Annotated in this window: 21 protein-coding genes; 10 read left to right on the top strand and 11 right to left on the bottom strand. The window is 73.2% G+C overall.

Translation table 11 applies throughout. The annotated features are described in order from the left end of the window. Positions 1-20: 20 nt before the first annotated feature. The 3 genes from ACWDD9_RS17705 to ACWDD9_RS17695 form a co-directional block, all read right to left on the bottom strand. Positions 21-548, bottom strand: a complete 528-nt coding sequence (locus ACWDD9_RS17705; protein WP_049652098.1) for a SixA phosphatase family protein — start codon at positions 546-548, stop codon at positions 21-23. Between the two features lie 123 nt (positions 549-671). Next, complete coding sequence (locus ACWDD9_RS17700) at positions 672-794, bottom strand: SGM_5486 family transporter-associated protein (protein WP_255357429.1); 123 nt, start codon at positions 792-794, stop codon at positions 672-674. 122 nt (positions 795-916) lie between these two features. Next, a complete protein-coding gene (locus ACWDD9_RS17695) occupies positions 917-2,215 on the bottom strand; it encodes a CynX/NimT family MFS transporter (protein ID WP_375873317.1) in 1,299 nt (432 codons plus the stop codon). A 116-nt stretch (positions 2,216-2,331) separates the two neighbouring features. On the opposite strand from ACWDD9_RS17695, the gene ACWDD9_RS17690 reads away from it, so the two are divergent. After that, positions 2,332-3,006: a FadR/GntR family transcriptional regulator gene (locus ACWDD9_RS17690; protein ID WP_074001597.1), complete on the top strand. Its 675-nt coding sequence runs from the start codon at positions 2,332-2,334 to the stop codon at positions 3,004-3,006. A 79-nt stretch (positions 3,007-3,085) separates the two neighbouring features. Here the strand turns inward: ACWDD9_RS17690 and fabI are convergent, their stop codons facing one another. After that, on the bottom strand, positions 3,086-3,853 hold the full coding sequence (gene fabI, locus ACWDD9_RS17685; protein WP_049652095.1) for an enoyl-ACP reductase FabI: 768 nt from the start codon (positions 3,851-3,853) through the stop codon (positions 3,086-3,088). Positions 3,854-3,855: 2 nt separating this feature from the next. After that, a complete protein-coding gene (gene fabG, locus ACWDD9_RS17680) occupies positions 3,856-4,575 on the bottom strand; it encodes a 3-oxoacyl-[acyl-carrier-protein] reductase (RefSeq protein ID WP_049652094.1) in 720 nt (239 codons plus the stop codon). 313 nt (positions 4,576-4,888) lie between these two features. Between fabG and ACWDD9_RS17675 the strand changes: the two genes are divergently transcribed. From ACWDD9_RS17675 to ACWDD9_RS17650, 6 genes are all read left to right on the top strand, one after another. Further along, the gene (locus ACWDD9_RS17675; protein ID WP_380777730.1) at positions 4,889-6,034 is read left to right on the top strand and encodes an MBL fold metallo-hydrolase; all 1,146 of its coding nucleotides are present in this window, start codon (positions 4,889-4,891) and stop codon (positions 6,032-6,034) included. Positions 6,035-6,214: 180 nt separating this feature from the next. After that, on the top strand, positions 6,215-7,768 hold the full coding sequence (locus tag ACWDD9_RS17670) for a TldD/PmbA family protein (RefSeq protein WP_387826174.1): 1,554 nt from the start codon (positions 6,215-6,217) through the stop codon (positions 7,766-7,768). Beyond that, on the top strand, positions 7,768-9,165 hold the full coding sequence (locus tag ACWDD9_RS17665; protein WP_449811981.1) for a metallopeptidase TldD-related protein: 1,398 nt from the start codon (positions 7,768-7,770) through the stop codon (positions 9,163-9,165). Before ACWDD9_RS17670 ends, ACWDD9_RS17665 begins: the two co-directional genes overlap by 1 nt. Before the next feature lie 31 nt (positions 9,166-9,196). Then, positions 9,197-9,745 carry an RNA 2'-phosphotransferase gene (locus ACWDD9_RS17660; protein ID WP_074002096.1) on the top strand — a complete coding sequence of 183 codons (549 nt, stop codon included), beginning with the start codon at positions 9,197-9,199 and terminating at the stop codon, positions 9,743-9,745. 166 nt (positions 9,746-9,911) lie between these two features. Next, on the top strand, positions 9,912-10,295 hold the full coding sequence (locus tag ACWDD9_RS17655) for a DUF3099 domain-containing protein (protein ID WP_049653522.1): 384 nt from the start codon (positions 9,912-9,914) through the stop codon (positions 10,293-10,295). A gap of 264 nt (positions 10,296-10,559) precedes the next feature. After that, complete coding sequence (locus tag ACWDD9_RS17650; protein ID WP_049653520.1) at positions 10,560-10,799, top strand: hypothetical protein; 240 nt, start codon at positions 10,560-10,562, stop codon at positions 10,797-10,799. Positions 10,800-10,851: 52 nt separating this feature from the next. On the opposite strand, the gene moaA is transcribed toward ACWDD9_RS17650, so the two are convergent. The 4 genes from moaA to ACWDD9_RS17630 form a co-directional block, all read right to left on the bottom strand. Further along, positions 10,852-11,841 (bottom strand): GTP 3',8-cyclase MoaA, encoded by a 990-nt coding sequence (moaA, locus tag ACWDD9_RS17645; RefSeq protein ID WP_049653518.1) that lies wholly within the window; start codon positions 11,839-11,841, stop codon positions 10,852-10,854. 76 nt (positions 11,842-11,917) lie between these two features. Further along, positions 11,918-13,525, bottom strand: coding sequence for a solute symporter family protein (locus tag ACWDD9_RS17640; RefSeq protein WP_049653517.1), 1,608 nt, complete (start codon positions 13,523-13,525; stop codon positions 11,918-11,920). Then, on the bottom strand, positions 13,522-13,881 hold the full coding sequence (locus tag ACWDD9_RS17635) for a DUF485 domain-containing protein (protein WP_049653515.1): 360 nt from the start codon (positions 13,879-13,881) through the stop codon (positions 13,522-13,524). Before ACWDD9_RS17635 ends, ACWDD9_RS17640 begins: the two co-directional genes overlap by 4 nt. A gap of 292 nt (positions 13,882-14,173) precedes the next feature. Then, the gene (locus ACWDD9_RS17630) at positions 14,174-15,217 is read right to left on the bottom strand and encodes a zinc-dependent alcohol dehydrogenase family protein (protein WP_049653512.1); all 1,044 of its coding nucleotides are present in this window, start codon (positions 15,215-15,217) and stop codon (positions 14,174-14,176) included. 125 nt (positions 15,218-15,342) lie between these two features. Between ACWDD9_RS17630 and ACWDD9_RS17625 the strand changes: the two genes are divergently transcribed. Together ACWDD9_RS17625 and ACWDD9_RS17620 are read left to right on the top strand one after the other, a co-directional pair. Continuing rightward, positions 15,343-16,338 carry a DEDDh family exonuclease gene (locus ACWDD9_RS17625; RefSeq protein ID WP_074001603.1) on the top strand — a complete coding sequence of 332 codons (996 nt, stop codon included), beginning with the start codon at positions 15,343-15,345 and terminating at the stop codon, positions 16,336-16,338. Positions 16,339-16,369: 31 nt separating this feature from the next. Then, on the top strand, positions 16,370-17,167 hold the full coding sequence (locus tag ACWDD9_RS17620; protein ID WP_074001604.1) for an SURF1 family cytochrome oxidase biogenesis protein: 798 nt from the start codon (positions 16,370-16,372) through the stop codon (positions 17,165-17,167). Here ACWDD9_RS17620 and trxA read toward each other — a convergent pair. Then, positions 17,164-17,496, bottom strand: a complete 333-nt coding sequence (trxA, locus tag ACWDD9_RS17615; RefSeq protein ID WP_049653505.1) for a thioredoxin — start codon at positions 17,494-17,496, stop codon at positions 17,164-17,166. The genes ACWDD9_RS17620 and trxA overlap by 4 nt on opposite strands. Before the next feature lie 3 nt (positions 17,497-17,499). Then, positions 17,500-17,907 carry a MerR family transcriptional regulator gene (locus tag ACWDD9_RS17610; RefSeq protein WP_449811980.1) on the bottom strand — a complete coding sequence of 136 codons (408 nt, stop codon included), beginning with the start codon at positions 17,905-17,907 and terminating at the stop codon, positions 17,500-17,502. Positions 17,908-18,017: 110 nt separating this feature from the next. On the opposite strand from ACWDD9_RS17610, the gene ACWDD9_RS17605 reads away from it, so the two are divergent. Then, the gene (locus tag ACWDD9_RS17605; RefSeq protein ID WP_049653500.1) at positions 18,018-18,779 is read left to right on the top strand and encodes an SDR family oxidoreductase; all 762 of its coding nucleotides are present in this window, start codon (positions 18,018-18,020) and stop codon (positions 18,777-18,779) included. Positions 18,780-18,789 lie beyond the last annotated feature (10 nt).

Raw genomic sequence — 18,789 nt, 5'->3', positions numbered from 1 at the left:
CCTCGTGTACGGTCCCGCGGTCAGTCCTGCGGCGTGTGGTACGAGACCAGTTGGGCCACGCCCGGCTCGACGCCCTTCCAGGAGCCGCTGAAGCTGAGCACCGCGACCGCCGCCGTCGGGAAGCCCCCGAGGCGCAGCCGCTCCAGCGCGTCCGGATCGCCCGCGTCCCCGGCCAGCACCTGGGTCAGCCCCAGCACGCCCGGGTTGTGGCCGACCAGCACCACGTCCGCGTACTCCTCCGGGGTCTCCTGGAGGACGGCGATGATCTCCCCGGGGCTGGCCTCGTAGACCCGCTCCTCGTACACCGTCCGGAGCGGCCGCTGCGGCAGCTCGTGCACCGCCAGCTTCCAGGTCTCGCGGGCGCGCAGCGCGGTCGAGCAGAGCACGTAGTCGGGGCTGATGCCGGAGTCGACCAGCCAGCGGCCGGCGTCCGGGGCCTGGTGACGGCCCCGGTCGGCCAGCGGCCGGTCGTGGTCGTCCACGCCGTTCGGCCAGTCGGCCTTGGCATGGCGGAGAACGATGATCCTGCGGGGCGTGTCGGCGCTCATACCCAGCAAGCTTGGCAGAAAAGCGGCCCGGCGGCGCGATGCCCCGGGATGCCGCCACTCCGAGGGACGACCCGTGTCACCATGCCCCGTTCACCGGGGCGTCAGCCGGCGTACGGCCGTCCGTCAGCCCATCGTGGCGGCGACGGTGGCGATGATCGACACCAGCACCGCGATGGCGGCGAAGGCGAGGGCGATGCGGCCGAGCTGCTTGCGGCCGTCGGTGGGGTTGGGATCGAGAACGGGCATGTCCGGAAGTCTCCCACTCCGAACACGCCCGCCGTCCGCCGACCCCGCCCCCTTGGCCGGGTCTTGACCCTCGCCGTCGGGCCCGTCCCTCCCCGCGCGTCCTCACACCCCCGGCGGGGGCGTCACGCCGCGGCCCGCTCCGCCGGGTGCACCGCCTCGTCCTCGATGTGCCGGGCCCGCGCCGCGCGCAGGCCGAACAGCATCTGCGGCACCAGCAGCAGCGACAGGAAGCCCAGCGGCCAGTACCACTCACCGGTGGCCCCGTAGAGCCAGCCGACCAGGATCGGGCCCGGGATGGACACCAGGTAGCCGATGCCCTGGGCGAAGGCGGAGAGCTGCGCGACCCCGCCCGCGGACCGGGCCCGCAGTCCGATCATGGTCAGCACCAGCGGGAAGGCGCAGTTGGACAGGCCCAGCAGGACCGCCCAGAGCCAGGCGCCCCCGGCCGGGGCGATCGCCAGACCGGCGTACCCGGCGATGCCGCAGCAGGCCAGCAGCACCACGAACAGCCGCTGGTCGCCGCGGCGGGCGGCCAGGTTGGGCAGCACGAAGGAGACCGGCACGCCGATCACCATGGTGACCGCGAGCAGCACGCCGGTGGTGCCCTCGCCGATGCCGGCGTCCTGGAAGATCTGCGACATCCAGCCCATGACCACGTACGCGCCGGTGGCCTGGAGGCCGAAGTACCCGGCCAGCGCCCAGGCGGTCCGGCTGCGGGTGATCGGCAGCCGGACGGGGGCGGTGGCGCCGCCGGCCCGCTCGCCGCGCTCCCGCTTGGCGATCAGCACGAACAGCCAGAGCACCAGGGCGAGCGCCCCCAGGACGGCCCAGACGCCCAGGCCGTAGCGCCAGTCGCCGCCGAGCGACTTGGTCAGCGGCACGGTGACGGCGGCGGCCAGCGCGGTGCCGGCGGACAGCGCCATCGAGTAGAGGCCGATCATCGGCCCGACCCGGTCGGGGAAGTACCGCTTGATCACCACCGGCAGCAGCACGTTGGAGACCGCCACCCCGGCCAGGGCGAGGGCGGTGAGCAGCAGGAACACGGCGGTGCCGCCGGCGAACGAGCGGGCCAGCACGCCCGCCGTGATGGCGCCCATGCCCGCCGTGACGACCGCGATCGGACCGATCCGACGGGCCGCCGCGGGCGCGGCGAAGCCGAACAGCCCGAAGCAGAGCGACGGGACGGCGGTGAGCAGCCCGGCGAGCGTCGGGTTCATCCCGAGGTCGTCGCGGACCTGCTTGAGCAGCGGCCCGAGGCTGGTGACCACGGGGCGCAGGTTGAAGGCGGCGGCGGCGATCGCGACGGCGAACAGCACGCCGAGGTACTTGGCGGAGCCGGAGGCGGCGGGCCGCTCTTCGGTCGGCGGCCGGCTCTCGGTCCGGGAGGAAGCGGTGGTGTCTGCTGCGGGCATAGAGAGCATCATAGAATGATGGGATGAATTGATGCACCTTGGAATTGGCATGATGTGCCGACCGTTCATCCACCGGCCACCTCCCACCCAGGCCCCACCCGAGCCGTAGCCGCAAGGAGTCCCCCGTGGCGCTGTCCTCGCCGAGGCGCACCCCGCTGTCCGACCAGGTGATCGCACAGCTGCGTGCCCAGATCACTTCCGGGGAGTGGCCGGTCGGCTCGCGCATCCCCACCGAGGCCGCCCTGGTCGAACAGCTCGGCGTCGCCCGCAACACCGTCCGCGAGGCCGTCCGCGCCCTCGCCCACAACGGGCTGCTCGACATCCGCCAGGGCTCCGGCACGTACGTGCTGGCCACCAGCGAGCTGGCCGGCGTGATGCACCGCCGCTTCGCCGACGCCGGCCAGGACCAGGTCGCCGAGCTGCGGGCGGCCCTGGAGACCTCGGCCGCGGGCCTCGCCGCCCACCGCCGCACCCCGCGCGACCTGGAGCTCCTGGACGGCGCCCTGGCCCGCCGGGAGGCCGCCTGGCACTCCGGCGACGCCGAGGACTTCGTCCAGGCCGACGCCGCCTTCCACCAGGCCGTGGTGGCCGCCGCCCACAACGACGTCCTGCTCGCCGTCTACGCCGACCTCGGCGAGGTCACCCGCGAGCACCTGCGGCACGACGTCGGCCCCGAGCTGATCGCCGAGCGCTACATCGGCCACCACACCATCCTGGAGGCCATCCGGGACGGCGACGCCCAGCGCGCCTCCGTCGAGGCCGGCCGCGCCATCGGCGCCTGCGGCACCGCGGACGTCTGACCGCGCCGGCGTCCACCCGGAACGCCGCTGCCCGGCACCCCCGCGAGGGAGGGCCGGGCAGCGGCGTACGGGCGGAGCGTCAGGCGCCGATGGCGTGCAGCCCGCCGTCGACGTGGATGATCTCGCCGGTGGTCTTCGGGAACCAGTCCGACAGCAGCGCGACGATGCCGCGGCCGGCCGGCTCCGGGTCGCTCAGGTCCCACTTCAGCGGGGAGCGGTGGTTCCAGGTGTCGGCCAGGTCGCCGAAGCCCGGGATGGACTTGGCGGCCATCGAGCCGATCGGACCGGCCGAGATCAGGTTGCAGCGGATGTCCCGGTCGCCCAGGTAGCGCGCCAGGTAGCGGTTGGTCGACTCCAGGGCGGCCTTGGCCGGGCCCATCCAGTCGTACTGCGGCCAGGCGTACTGCGCGTCGAAGGTCAGGCCGACCACCGAGCCGCCGTCCTGCATCAGCGGCAGCAGCGCCGTGGTCAGCGACTTCAGCGAGTACGCCGAGACGTGCATCGCGGTGGCCACGGACTCCCACGGGGTGTCCAGGAAGTTGCCGCCCAGCGCGTCCTGCGGGGCGAAGCCGATCGAGTGGACGATGCCGTCCAGGGTCGGCAGGTGCTCGCGGACCTGGTCGGCGATGCCGGCCAGCTGCTCCGGGTTGGAGACGTCCAGCTCCAGCACCTTGACCGGCTTCGGCAGCTTCCGGGCGATCCGCTCGGTCAGGCTCGGGCGCGGGAAGGCGGTGAGGATGATCTCCGCGCCCTGCTCCTGCGCGAGCTTGGCGGTGTGGAAGGCGATGGAGGACTCCATCAGCACACCGGTGATCAGGATCCGCTTGCCTTCGAGGATTCCACTCATGATCAGTGACCCATGCCCAATCCGCCGTCGACGGGAATGACGGCTCCAGTGATGTACGCGGCCTCGTCCGACCCGAGGAACCGCACGGTGGAGGCGACCTCTGCGGGCGCCGCGTAGCGGCCCAGCGGCACGCCCGCGACGATCTCCGCGCGGCGCTCGTCACTGAGCACGGCGGTCATGTCGGTGTCGACGAAGCCGGGGGCGACCACGTTGACGGTGATGTTGCGCGGGCCGAGCTCGCGCGCCAGCGACCGGGCGAAGCCGACCAGGCCGGCCTTGGAGGCGGCGTAGTTGGCCTGGCCCGGGGAGCCGGACAGGCCCACCACGGACGAGATCAGCACGACGCGGCCCTTCCTGGCGCGCATCATCAGCTTGGACGCGCGCTTGACCACCCGGAAGGTGCCGGTCAGGTTGGTGTCCACGACGGAGGTGAAGTCCTCCTCGGACATGCGCAGCATCAGCGTGTCCTTGGTGATGCCCGCGTTGGCGACCAGCACCTCGACCGCACCGTGCTTCTGCTCGATCTCGGTGAAGGCGGCGTCGACCTGCCCGGCGTCCGTGATGTCGCAGCGCACCGCGAGGACGTCGTACTTGGCCAGCGCCTCGGGCACCTCGCCCGAGCGGCTGGTGATGGCCACCTTGTCGCCCGCTTCGGCGAAGGCCTGGGCGATCGCGAGGCCGATGCCCCGGTTTCCTCCGGTGACGAGAACCGAGCGGCTCAACGATCCACCTCTCTCCGTGAGTGAGCGCGTACGTCGGAATGCGTACGCAGTGTGACGCTATCGGGCGGTCGGCGACGGCGGCGCATCGGTCTCCCACAGCGCCGCCCCGGCGGATCTGTCGCAATCCGACAATCCGTACCCGTCCGTGCCGTCCCGGCGACGGAGACCGCCCAGGCCCGGGCGCTGCCCGGATCGGGGCGACTGTACGGGAACAACACGGGCGGGCGCACCCGTTGCCCCCGTGGTGCAGGGCCGGCCCGGGACCGGCCGTACCGATCCCCGACCATCCCGGCGAGCGACGAAGGCAGAGCGGATGACCAAGGCACGGCCCCGGAGCACCCACCGACGCGGACGACTGCTGGCCCTCACCGCCCTGGCGGCCGGCCTGGGCGCGACCGCCTGGTCGCTGCGCGACCTGCCGGCGGCGTTCGGGCGACGGCCGGACGGCGAGCGCGAGGAGCGGGTGCGCAACTCCCCGCAGTACCGCGACGGCGTCTTCCACAACGCGCCCTCCGCGCTCGCCCGCGCCACCGGCGCCCCCGGCTTCGACGGCGCCACCGCCCGCCGGATGCTGTTCGAGCGGGCCGGCCGCGTCCCCGCCCACCCGGTGCCGACCGTCCGCCCCGCCACCCCGCCCGGGCCGGCCGCCGAGGGCGTGGAGGTCACCTGGTACGGGCACGCCTCCGCGCTGGTGGAGATCGAGGGCTTCCGGGTGCTGCTCGACCCGGTCTGGAGCGACCGCTGCTCCCCCGCCGCGCACGTCGGCCCCAAGCGGCTGCACCCGGTGCCGGTCGGGCTGGAGGAGCTGCCCCAGGTCGACGCGGTGCTGATCTCGCACGACCACTACGACCACCTGGACATGGCGACGGTCAAGCGCCTGGTGCGCAGCCAGTCCGCGCCCTTCGCGGTGCCGCTCGGCATCGGCGCCCACCTGCGCCGCTGGGGCGTCCCCGAGCACCGGATCATCGAACTGGACTGGGACGAGACCTGCACCCTGGGCGACCTGGTGCTCACCCTGACCGCGGCGCACCACTTCTCCGGCCGCGGGCTGACCCGCAACACCACCCTGTGGGGCTCCTGGGTGATCGCCGGCCCGAAGCGCAAGGTCTTCTACACCGGCGACTCCGGCTACTTCGAGGGCTACGCCCGGATCGGCGCGCAGCACGGCCCGTTCGACGCCGCGCTGGTCCAGATCGGCGCCTACGACGCGGCCTGGGCGGACATCCACATGACCCCCGAGGACGCCGTCCTCGCGCACCGGGACCTGACCGCCGGCCTGCTGGTGCCGGTCCACTGGTGCACCTTCAACCTGGGCCTGCACCCGTGGGCCGAGCCGATCGAACGGCTGGTGAAGGCCGCCAAGGAGCAGGCCGTCCCGCTGGCCGTGCCGCGCCCCGGCGAGCGGGTCGACGTCGACAACCCGCCGGAGCTGGACGGCTGGTGGGAGACCGTCGGCTGACGGCCCGGGCCCGAGGGCCGCGGAGCCGGGCACCGGAGGCCCGACCGGACGGTCCCTCACTGCGGCGCACCGGTCGAAATGCGCTGGCCGGAAACCCGGTGGACGGGAAATGATGCGGTGCGGGCGCCCCTGTGGCGCCGCACCGCCACCCTCCGCGACCTGGGAGCCCGATTGCCTCCGATCCCTCCGGCCGATCGCTCCGGTGCCCCGCACGGGCGCGCCGTCGACCCGGCGTTCCTCGCCCTGCCGCTGCGGCCCCTCGCCGACGCCGCCCTCGCCCGCGCCCGCGAACTGGGCGCGAGCCACGCCGACTTCCGCCTGGAGCGGATCCGCAGCGCCTCCTGGCGGCTGCGCGACGCGCGCCCGGCCGGCACCTCCGACAGCGTGCAGCTCGGTTTCGCCGTCCGGGTGGTGCTGGACGGCGCCTGGGGCTTCGCCGCCGGTGTCGACCTCACCCCCGACGCGGCGGCCCGGGTCGCCGAGCAGGCCGTCGCGGTGGCCCGCCTCTCCGGCGGGATCAGCCGGGCGGCCGGCTCCACCGAGCGGGTCGAACTGGCCGCCGAGCCGGTCCACCGGGACGTCACCTGGGTCTCCGCGTACGAGGTCAACCCCTTCGAGGTGCCGGACGCCGAGAAGACCGCGCTGCTCGCCGAGCGCAGCTCCCGGCTGCTGGCCGCCGAGGGCGTCTCGCACGTCCAGGCGGCCCTGCGGACCGTCCAGGAGAACAAGTTCTACGCGGACACCGCCGGCACGGTGACCACCCAGCAGCGGATCCGGGTGCACTCCGACCTGGAGGCCACCTCGGTCGACGAGCGCACCGGCGCCTTCGACTCGATGACGACCCTGGCCCCGCCGGTCGGCCGCGGCTACGAGTACGTCACCGGCACCGGCTGGGACTGGGACGCCGAACTCGCCGAACTGCCCGTCCTGCTGGCCGAGAAGATGCGGGCCCCGAGCGTCGAGGCCGGCCGCTACGACCTGGTGATCGACCCGACCAACCTCTGGCTGACCATCCACGAGTCGATCGGCCACGCCACCGAACTGGACCGCGCGCTCGGCTACGAGGCCGCCTACGCCGGCACCTCCTTCGCCACGTTCGACCAGCTCGGCTCGCTCAAGTACGGCTCCGAGCTGATGCACGTCACCGGCGACCGCACCGCCGAGCACGGCCTGTCCACCATCGGCTACGACGACGAGGGCGTGGCCACCCAGTCCTGGGACCTGGTCAGGGACGGCGTCCTGGTCGGCTACCAGCTCGACCGCCGCATCGCCGCGCTGAAGGGCTTCGAGCGCTCCAACGGCTGCGCCTTCGCCGACTCCCCCGCGCACGTCCCGGTGCAGCGGATGGCCAACGTCTCGCTCCGGCCGGCCGCCGACGGCCCGGACACCGCGGGCCTGGTCGGCCAGGTCGAGAACGGCCTCTACATCGTCGGCGACCGTTCCTGGTCGATCGACCAGCAGAGGTACAACTTCCAGTTCACGGGGCAGCGCGCCTACGCCATCAAGGACGGCGAACTCGCGGGCCAGGTCAAGGACTTCGCCTACCAGGCCACCACCACCGACTTCTGGGGCTCGATGGCGGCGGTCGGCGGCCCGCAGACCTACTTCCTCGGCGGCGCCTTCAACTGCGGCAAGGCGCAGCCCGGTCAGATCGCGGCGGTCAGCCACGGCTGCCCGTCGGCGCTGTTCCGCAACGTCAACGTGCTCAACACCCAGCAGGAGGCGGGTCACTGATGACCGCGAAGCAGCCCCACGAACTCGTCGAGCTGGCGCTCGGCCTCTCCCGCGCCGACGGCTGCGTGGTGATCGCCGACGAGGAGTCCACCGCCAACCTGCGCTGGGCCGGCAACGCCCTGACCACCAACGGCGTCACCCGCGGCCGCCGCCTCACCGTGATCGCCACCGTGGCCGGCTCCGAGGGCACCGCCTCCGGCGTGGTCTCCCGCGAGGCCGTCACCGCGGCGGAGGTGGAGGGCCTGGTACGGGCCGCCGAGGAGGCCGCCCGCGCGGCCGGACCGGCCGAGGACGCCCAGCCGCTGATCGCCGGCGGGCCCTCCTCGCCGGACTTCACCGAGCCGCCCGCGCTGACCTCCATCGAGGTGTTCGACGCCTTCGGCCCGGCCCTCGGCGAGGCCTTCGCCCGCGCCGCGGCCCAGGGCCAGCTCCTGTACGGCTTCGCCCGGCACGAGATGACCTCCAGCTACCTGGGCAGCTCCACCGGCCTGCGGCTGCGCCACGACCAGCCCACCGGCATGGTCGAGATCAACGCCAAGACCGCCGACCTCTCCAGCTCCGCCTGGGTGGGCGCCTCCACCCGGGACTTCGCCGACGTCGACGTCGCCGGCCTGCACACCGAGCTGACCAGGCGGCTCGGCTGGGGCGCCCGCAAGGTGGACCTGCCCGCCGGGCGGTACGAGGCGCTGCTGCCGCCCTCGGCCGTCGCCGACCTGCTGATCGTCCTCAACTGGTCCTCCGGCGGCCGGGACGCCCAGGAGGGCCGGACGGTCTTCTCCAAGCCCGGCGGAGGCACCCGGATCGGCGACAAGCTCAGCGCCCTGCCGCTGACCCTGCGCTCCGACCCGCGCGAACCCGGCCTGGAGGCCGCGCCGTTCGTGCTCACCCACTCCTCCGGCGGGGACTACTCGGTCTTCGACAACGGCCAGCCGATCACCGCCACCGAGTGGATCCGCGAGGGCGTGCTGAACGACCTGGTCACCACCCGCCACTCGGCCGCCCTCACCGGCCTGCCGCTGCGCCCGGCGATCGACAACCTCGTGCTGGAGACGGCCGACCAGGAGTCCGCGCCGACGCTGGACGAGATGATCGCCCGCACCGAGCGCGGCCTGCTGCTCACCTGCCTCTGGTACATCCGCGAGGTGGACCCGGCGACGCTGCTGCTCACCGGGCTCACCCGGGACGGCGTCTACCTGGTGGAGAACGGCGAGGTCGTCGGCGAGGTCAACAACTTCCGGTTCAACGAGTCCCCGGTGGACCTGCTGAACCGGATCACCGAGGTGGGCCGCACCGAACGCTGCCTGCCCCGCGAGTGGAGCGACAACGTCACCCGCACCGCGATGCCACCCGTGCGTGTCACGGACTTCAACATGAGTTCGGTCAGCCAGGCCTCTTAGCCGCTGACCGACGGGGGATACGAGAGACATGATGGACGAGAAGCGCCTGGTCAGGTCGAGCAAGATGCTGTCGCGGATCCTGCGGCACGAGCCCGGGCTGGCGGGGGTCGCGCTGGACGCGTCCGGCTGGGTCCGGGTCGACGAGCTGCTCGCCGGGCTCGCCGCCCGGGGCCGGCCGCTCACCCGCGCCGAGCTGGACCACGTCGTGGCGACCAACAACAAGCGCCGCTTCGGCTACTCGCCGGACGGTCTCTCGATCCGCGCCAACCAGGGCCACACGGTGGCGGTCGACCTCGGCCTGACCGCCACCGTGCCGCCGCCCGTGCTCTACCACGGCACCGCCGACCGGCACCTGGCGGCGATCTTCCGCGAGGGCCTGCGCCCGATGGCCCGCCAGGACGTCCACCTCTCGGCGGACACCGGGACGGCCACCGGGGTCGGCGCCCGGCACGGCCGTCCGGTGGTGCTGACCGTGAACGCGGCGGCGATGACGGCGGCCGGCCACGAGTTCCGGCTCAGCGAGAACGGCGTCTGGCTCACCGACGCCGTGCCCCCGCGGTACCTCTCCCGCCGCTCCTAGCTCCGCGCCGCACCGCCGAGGGCCTGTCCGCTCCGCCGGACAGGCCCTTCGCGTACCCGACCGGGTGGGTGCGGCCCACCCGGTCTCGTCGCCGGGTGCGCCCGGGCGTACCGTGAGGAGGCCGCGCGGCCAGGCGCGCGGGTGCGCGACGAGGGCGGTAGGACACATGGGCAAGAGCGCCGACGACGGGCAGGTCTTCCGGATCACGGGGGCGCGCAGCAGCCTCACCGAGGACGTCCGGGGACGCCAGCGCCGCTACGTCATCTCGATGCTGCTCCGCACGGTCTGCGTGCTGCTCGCGGTGGTGCTGTGGGACGTCCAGCGCTGGCTGGCGTTCGCGGCGCTGGCGGGCGCCGTCCTGCTGCCGTACTTCGCGGTGCTGATCGCCAACGCGGGCCGGGAGCGGGCCCCGGGGCTGCCGAGCACCTTCGACATCCCGCTGGACACCCCGCTGATGCTCGGCCCCGGTGGGACGGGTGGGGCTGGTGCGAAGGCTGGTACAGGAGAGGCAAAGGCCGTTCCCACCGATCCTTCACAGGACGTGGACTGACCGTCCGTTTCGTGCCGCTTCACCCCCGTCCGGCTCAGCGAAAGCTCAAAAGAAGCTCAGATTAATCATGCAAGACCTCCCCATCCGAGGGTCTTGGCGTGACATACTGCGTACGCGCTCCGCATCCCCCGTCGGAGCGACGGACCGACGCCGGGCGGCTCCCCCCGTGGCTGCCCGGCGTCGCCATGCCCGGATCCGGTCGGCCCGGACGGGCGTGACAGACTGGCGGTGCAGACCCACCCGCCAATCGCTGAGGACGGCCCGATGGACACCCCGCAGACGCCGATCTGCTCCGCCAAGGGCTGCCGGACGGACGCCGGCTGGGTGCTGGTGTGGAACAACCCCAAGCTGCACACCCCGGACCGCCGCAAGACCTGGCTCGCCTGCGACGGGCACCGCGAGCACCTGTCCCAGTTCCTCTCGGTGCGCGGCTTCCTCAAGGAGGTCGTCGCCTTCGCCGACTGGACCCCCGAGCCCGCCGAGGGCTCCGGGAAGCCGGCCTAGCGCCTGCCCGACCGGCTCAACCGGCCCAACCCGCTCGGCCCGCTCGGCCCGCTCAGCCGCCGATCGCGGACATCGGCCGCTCGGGCTGGAGGAACTCCGGGTCGTCGATCCCGGCCCCGGCCTTCTTGCCCCACATCGCCGCCCGCCACAGCGCGGCCAGTTCGGCGTCGTCCGCGCCGGAGCGCAGCGCGGTGCGCAGGTCGGTCTCGCCGGTCGCGAACAGGCAGTTGCGCACCTGGCCGTCGGCGGTCAGCCGGGTGCGGTCGCAGGCCCGGCAGAACGGCCGGGTGACCGAGGCGATCACGCCCACCCGGCCCGGGCCGCCGTCCACCAGCCAGCGCTCGGCGGGTGCCGCGCCCCGGCTCGCGGACGGCTCCGGGGTGAGCGTGAAGCGGGTGCGCAGCAGGTCCAGGATCTCCGTCGCGGTGACCATCGACGTACGGTCCCAGCCGTGCTGGGCGTCCAGCGGCATCTGCTCGATGAAGCGCAGCTCGTAGCCCCGCTCCAGGCACCAGGCCAGCAGGTCGGCCGCCTCGTGGTCGTTGACCCCGCGCATCAGCACCGCGTTCAGCTTCACCGGTGCCAGCCCGGCGGCCTCGGCGGCGGCCAGCCCGTCCAGGACGTCCTGGTGGCGGTGGCGGCGGGTGAGGGTGTGGAACACCTCGGGGTCGAGGGTGTCCAGCGAGACGTTGACCCGGTCGAGGCCGGCCTCGCGCAGCGCCGTCGCGGTGCGGGCCAGTCCGATGCCGTTGGTGGTCAGCGAGAGCTCCGGGCGCGGCTCCAGCTCCGAGCAGGCGGCGACGACGGCGACCAGTCCGGGACGCAGCAGCGGCTCGCCGCCGGTGAAGCGGACCTCGCGCACGCCCAGGTCGCGCACGGCCACGGTGACCAGCCGGACGATCTCCTCGTCGGTCAGCAGCTCGGGCTTGGCCAGCCACCGCAGGCCCTCCTCGGGCATGCAGTAGGTGCAGCGCAGGTTGCAGCGGTCCGTGAGGGAGACCCTCAGGTCGACGGCCTGGCGTCCGAAGGTGTCGAGCAGCACGTTCGTCCTTCCCCGAGATGCGGCCGGCCCGGCCACCGTCACGGCGGGCCGGGCCAGCATAGTCATCGCGGGACGATCAGTGGGCGCCCAGCCCGGTCAGCGAGCGGACCTCCAGTTCAGCGTACTTCGCCGCGTCGGGGCGTTCCCTGGACAGCAGCGTGCCGAGCCAGCCGGCCAGGAAGCCGACCGGGATGGAGACCAGGCCGGGGTTCTCCAGCGGGAACCAGTGGAAGTCGGAGTGCGGGAAGAGCGAGGTCTTCGCGCCGGAGACCACCGGGGAGAAGACCACCAGCGTCACCGAGGTGAGCAGTCCGGCGTAGACCGAGCTGACCGCGCCGACGGTGGTGAAGCGCTTCCAGAACAGCGAGTAGAGCAGGGTGGGCAGGTTCGCCGAGGCGGCGACGGCGAAGGCCAGCGCGACCAGGGCGGCGGTGTTGAGCTTGTCCGCGAAGAGGCTGAGCACGATCGCCACCGCCCCGATCGCGACCGCGGCCCACTTCGCCGACCGCACCTCCTCCTTCTCGCTCGCCTTCCCGCGCCGGATCACGTTGGCGTAGAGGTCGTGGGCGAAGGAGGCCGAGGAGGCGAGCGTGAGCCCGGCGACCACGGCCAGGATGGTGGCGAAGGCGACCGCCGAGATCACCGCGAGCAGGATCGCGCCGCCGGTGCTCCCGGCGCCCCCGCCGAGCGCCTCGGCCAGCTGCGGGGCCGCGGTGTTGCCCGCCGCGTTCGCCGCCTTGATCGCCTTGGAGCCGACCAGCGCGGCCGCGCCGAAGCCGAGCGCCAGGGTCATCAGGTAGAAGACGCCGATGATGCCGATCGCCCAGAGCACCGACTTCCGGGCCGCCTTGGCGGTGGGCACGGTGTAGAAGCGGACCAGGATGTGCGGCAGGCCGGCGGTGCCGAGCACCAGCGCGATGCCGAGGCTGATGAAGTCGAGCTTGGCGGTGCCGCTGCCGTACTTCTGTCCCGGTTGGAGGAAGGCCTCGCCCTTGCCGCTCGCGCTCGCCGCCGCGCCGAGCAGTTCGGAGGGGTTGAAGTGGTACTTGGCCAGCACCAGGACGGTCATCAGCGCGGCGCCGGCGATCAGCAGCACCGCCTTGACGATCTGCACCCAGGTGGTGCCCTTCATCCCTCCTATCACCACGTAGACGATCATCAGCGCGCCGACCCCGACGATGGTCCAGCGCTTGGCGGCGCCCCCCTCGGCCCCCAGCAGCAGGGCCACCAGGGTGCCGGCGCCGACCATCTGGGCGAGCAGGTAGAAGATCGACACCACGATGGTGGAGACGCCCGCCGCGGTGCGCACCGGGCGCTGGCGCATCCGGAACGCGAGCACGTCCGCCATCGTGAAGCGGCCGGAGTTGCGCAGCGGTTCGGCGATCAGCAGCAGGGCGACCAGCCAGGCGACCAGGAAGCCGATCGAGTAGAGGAAGCCGTCGTAGCCGCTGAGCGCGATGGTCCCGGCGATGCCGAGGAAGGAGGCGGCGGACATGTAGTCGCCGGAGATGGCCAGGCCGTTCTGGAAGCCGGTGAAGCCGCGGCCGCCGGCGTAGAAGTCGGCGGCGCTCCTGGTCTGCCGCCCGGCCCAGACGGTGATGCCGAGGGTGGCGAGGACGAACACGCCGAACAGGGCCATCGTCAGGCCGCGGTGCTCGGTGGCGGAGCTGGCGAGCAGGCTCATTCGGCGGACTCCCGGGGAGCGTGGACGACGGCGCCGTGCGCCTCGCGGATCGCCGCGGCGGGCGGGTCGATCCGCCGGTCCGCGTAGCGGGCGTACCAGGCGGCGATGGCGAAGGTGGTCACGAACTGCAGCAGCCCGAGGACCAGGGCCACGTTGACGTGCCCGAGGACCTTGGTGCGCATCAGTCCCGGGGCGTAGCAGGAGAGCAGGACGTAGAACAGGTACCAGAGCACGAAGCCGATGGTGACCGGGAAGGCGAAGCTCCGGAACGAGCGCCGCAGCGTACGGAACTCCTCGCTGTCGTCGATGAGTTGGGCTTCCGTGGCGGCGGTGGTGGTGAGCGGCGGCGAATCCACGCTGTCTCACTCCTTCGGCGTATTTGTCACACGGGGGGAACGATCGAACGTGAGGGGCGTCACATGTCTGGTGTGCGCCGCGCAATGCTAGGAGCGTCCTGCCCGCCCCGGAAGGGGTTGACCGCGATCAGTCGACCGTTCACCCCCTCGCACCATCCGATTGGCCGAAAAACAGTCCATCCCAGCGACCGCACCGCCCACGATCGGCCCCCGGAACCTCCCCGGAGAACGGCTCCGGCCCGTGCCGCACCCCGAACGGGGCGGCACGGGCCGGAGCCGGGAGGCCGAAGCCTCAGAACGCGATCCGCACCTTCAGGGCCGAGCGGTCGTCCATCGCGCGGTAGCCGTCCGGAACGCCGTCCAGGCCGACGGTCCGGTCGAAGACCAGGCCCGGCTCGATGGCGCCCGAGAGGACGTCCGGCAGCAGCTCGGGGATGTACGCGCGGGCCGGGGCGACGCCGCCGTTCAGCGAAACGTTCCGGCCGAACATCTGACCGATGTCGACGCCCGCGCTGCCGCCGTGCGGCACCCCGACGTAGCCCACCGCGCCGCCGTCCCGGGCTATCGAGACGGCCGTCCGCATCGACTCCTCGGTGCCGACCGCCTCCAGCACCGCGTGCGCGCCCTGCCCGCCGGTCAGCTCCTTCACCGCCTCGACCGCGGCCTCGCCGCGCTCCGCCACCACGTCCGTCGCACCGAAGCGGCGGGCCAGCTCGGTGCGGGCCGTGTGCCGGCCCAGCGCGATGATCCGGCCCGCGCCCAGCCGGTGCGCCGCCAGGACGCCGCACAGGCCCACCGCGCCGTCGCCGACCACCGCGACCGTCGCCCCGGGCCGCACCCGCGCCGAGACCGCCGCGTGGTGCCCGGTGGACATCACGTCGGACAGCGCCAGCAGCCCGGGCAGCAGCTTCTCGTCGCCCGCCGCCTCCTTCGGCAGCTTCACCAGCGTCCCGTCCGCGAACGGCACCCGCACCGCCTCGCCCTGGCCGCCGTCCGAACCGACCTGCCCCCAGAACCCGCCGTGCGGGCAGGAGGTCTGGAGGCCTTCGAGACAGAAGTCACACACGCCGTCCGACCAGACGAACGGCGCCACCACGAAGTCGCCCTTGGCGAAGCCGCGCACCTCGGCGCCGACCTCCTCGACCACGCCGAGGAACTCGTGCCCGATCCGCTGCCCGGCCACCCGCTGCGCGACCCCGCGGTACGCCCACAGGTCGCTGCCGCAGATACAGGCGTTCACCACCCGGAGCACCACGTCCGTCGGGTACTGGATCACCGGGTCCGGGACTTCTTCGATCCGGATGTCGTTGGGGCCGTGAATCACGGTGGCACGCATGCGCTGTTCCTTAGCTGAACGGTCTCGACCAGGTGTACGACACCCCCGCTGACCACTCTATTCCGGCCGGTCGGTCGGAACATTCCGGCCGGAGCCCCCCGCCCGGCCCCTTATCCTGTTGGACCATGCAACCGATCCAGCCCGAGACGTACGGAGCGCCGCGGACCGCCCCGGTCCCCGCGCAGCGCTCCGCCGCCCCCGCCGGGGGCTTCGCGGTCGTCGACGTCGAGACCACCGGTCTCGGCCGCTCGGACCGCGTCATCTCGGCGGGCGTCTACCAGCTGGACCCGGACGGCGAGGTCGTCGACCACTGGTACACCCTGGTCAACCCCGAGCGGGACCCCGGCCCGGTCTGGATCCACGGCCTCACCGCCGAGCTGCTCGCCACCGCCCCGACCTTCCCGCAGATCGCCGAGGAGTTCGCCGCGCGCCTGCACGACCGCGTCCTGGTCGCGCACAACGCGCTCTTCGACTGGAACATGATCTCCCGCGAGTTCTCCCGGGCCGGCCTGCGCGCCCCGGTCGAGCAGCGGCTGTGCACCATGGTCCTCTCCCGCGACCTGCGCCTGCCGCTGCCCAACGGCAAGCTGTCCTCGCTCGCCGCCCACTTCGGCGTCCGGCAGCGCCACGCCCACAACGCCCTGGACGACGCCCGGGTGCTCGCCGAGGCCTTCCGCCCCAGCCTGCACCTCGCCCGCGACGGCGGCGTGCCGCTGCCCCTGCAGAACTGCGTCGCGGTCACCGACCTCGGCGAGGAGGAGCCCGCCGCCCCCGGCCGCGGCAACTGGACCGGCGCCTCGTACCGCCAGGCCAAGAAGCGCCCGCCCTGCCCGTACCCCAACCCGGGGCGCTGGCAGGACGGCAAGCCGCTGGTCCAGGGCATGCGGGTGGCCATCACCGGCGACACCGCCACCGACCGCGAGGTCCTGGAGGACCGCGCGGTCGAGGCCGGCCTGCACATCGCCACCTCGGTGAGCCGCCTCACCAGCCTGCTGGTCACCAACGAGCCGGACAGCTGGAGCGGCAAGGCCCGCAAGGCCCGCGAGGTCGGCACCCCCGTCGTCGGCGAGGACGCCTTCCTCCAACTGCTGCGCGAGGTCGCCCCGCACCCCGGTGCGTGAGCCCGTTGTGAGGTCGGCGTACCGTTCCCATGTGTACCGTTTTCTGCTGACCCGACAGTGGCTGATCACCATGCTGGTCGCGCTGCTGCTGATCCCCGCGACGATCAAGCTGGGCTTCTGGCAGCTTCACCGCCACGAGGCACGGGTGGCCCGGAACGAGCTGATCGGCCAGGCCCTCACGGCCGCGCCGGTCCCCTTCGACACCCTGTCGCCGACCCCCGGCTTCGCGGTCCCCAAGGACCTCACCTGGCGCACGGTGACCGCCACCGGACAGTACGACCCGGCACACGAGTTCGTGGTCCGCAAGCGGACCGACTCCAGCGGGACCATCGGCTACTTCGTCGTGACCCCGTTCCGGCTCGCCGACGGCAAGGGCACCCTCCTGGTCAACCGCGGCTGGGTCGCCTCCGGCAACGGCGCCACCGAGTACCCGCCCGTCCCGGCCACCCCGGCCGGCGAGGTCGCCCTCACCGGCCGCCTGCGCGCCGAGGAGACCTACGGCGCCAGCGGCATCAAGGACCGCACCGGCCTGCCCGACCGCCAGTTCAACCTGATCAACACCGACGAGCAGGCCAAGCGGACCGGCGCCCCCCTCCTCGGCGGCTACCTCGAACTCGCCGGCACCACCCCGGCCCCGGCCGACCAGCCCCAACTGGTCCCCGAGCCCAACCACTCCGACATCGGCCCGCACATGGCCTACGCCATCCAGTGGTGGCTGTTCACCGCGATGATCCCGGTCGGCGTCTGGGTCCTCGCCCGCCGCGAGGCCAAGGACCGCGCCAAGCAGGCCGCCGAGGCCGAGGTCCCGCTCGACGCCGTCCCCGCCTAGAGGACGTCCTCCAGCTCCCGCAGCAGTCGCGCCTTCGCCCGCGCCCCCACCACCGACCGCACCGGCTGCCCGCCCCGGAACACCATCAGCGTCGGCATCGACAGCACCCCGTACGCCGCCTGGGTCCGCGGGTTGTGGTCCACGTCCAGGCTCACCACCCGCACCCGGTGCGCCTCCTCCCGCGCGATGTCCGCCAGCACCGGCGCCATCATCCGGCAGGGCGGGCACCAGTCCGCCGTGAAGTCCACCAGCACCGGACCCTCGGCCGCCAGCACCTCCGCGGCGAACGTCTCGTCCGTCACCGCCGGCACACCCGCGATCTCCACCACCGTCTACTCCTTCGCCAGTTCACAATGGGGCGGTTCCTCGACGGCAGCCAGCTCGTCCCGCGCCCGTACGGCCCGGTCGAACTGCCCCGCCACCTGCGCCCTTACGTCCTGGAGCCGGGCGATGCACTCGTCCAGCTCCCCCAGCTTCCGCCGGTACACCTCCAGCGAGGCCGGACACGAGTCCCCGTCCGGGTGCCCCGCCCGCAGGCACTCCACGAACGGCCTGGTCTCCTCCAGCCCGAACCCGAAGTCCTGCAGCATCCGGATCTCGCGCAGCAGCCTGAGGTCCGCCTCGTCGTACGCCCGGTACCCGTTGCCCGCCCGCCGGGCCGGCAACAACCCCAACTGCTCGTAGTACCGCAACGCCCGCGTGGTCGTCCCCGCCCGCTCCGCCAACTCCCCGATCCGCATGCCGAACCACTCCTCCCGCACTTCCGACGACGACCGTAAACCTTCCCCCCGGCGTCAACGCCAGCCCCCTCGACCCGCTCCCCACCCTCCACACCGGGCACTATGTCCCCATGGATCTCGGACTGAAGGACAAGGCCTACATCGTCACCGGCGCCACCCGGGGCCTCGGCCTCGCGAGCGCCCGCGAACTCGTCGCCGACGGCGCCCGCGTGCTCGTCAGCGGCCGCACCCGGCAAGCCGTCGACACCGCCGTCGCCGGACTCGAGACCCTCGGCACCGCCCACGGCCTCGTCGCCGACAACGCCGACCCCGACACCCCCGAGCGCCTCATCGCCGAGGCCCGGCACCGCTTCGGCCGGCTCGACGGCATCCTGATCAGCGTCGGCGGCCCCCAGGCCGGCCCCGTGGAGACCACCCCCGAGGAGGCCTGGCGGGACGCCTTCGAGTCCGTCTTCCTCGGCGCCCTCCGCCTCGCCCGCGCCACCGCCGCCGCGCTCCCCGACGGCGGGGTGATCGCCTTCGTGCTCTCCAGCTCGGTCCGCCAGCCGATCCCCGGCCTGGGCATCTCCAACGGTCTGCGCCCGGGTCTCGCCATGGCCGCCAAGGCCCTCGCCGACGAGCTCGGCCCCCGCGGCATCCGGGTGCTCGGCCTGCTCCCGGCCCGGATCGACACCGACCGGGTCCGCGAGCTCGACGGCCTCGCCGCCGACCCCGACGCGGCCCGCGCCCAGGCCACCGCCTCGATCCCGCTGGGCCGCTACGGCACCCCCGAGGAGTTCGGCAAGGTCGCCGCCTTCCTGCTCTCCCCCGCCGCCTCCTACCTGACCGGCATCATGGTCCCCGTCGACGGCGGCGCCCTCCGCGGCCTCTGAGCCCGACCCG

The organism is Kitasatospora sp. NPDC001119, assembly GCF_053598475.1.
Note: the sequence above shows the minus strand (reverse complement) of the source record. Positions and strands in the feature narration are given on the sequence as shown.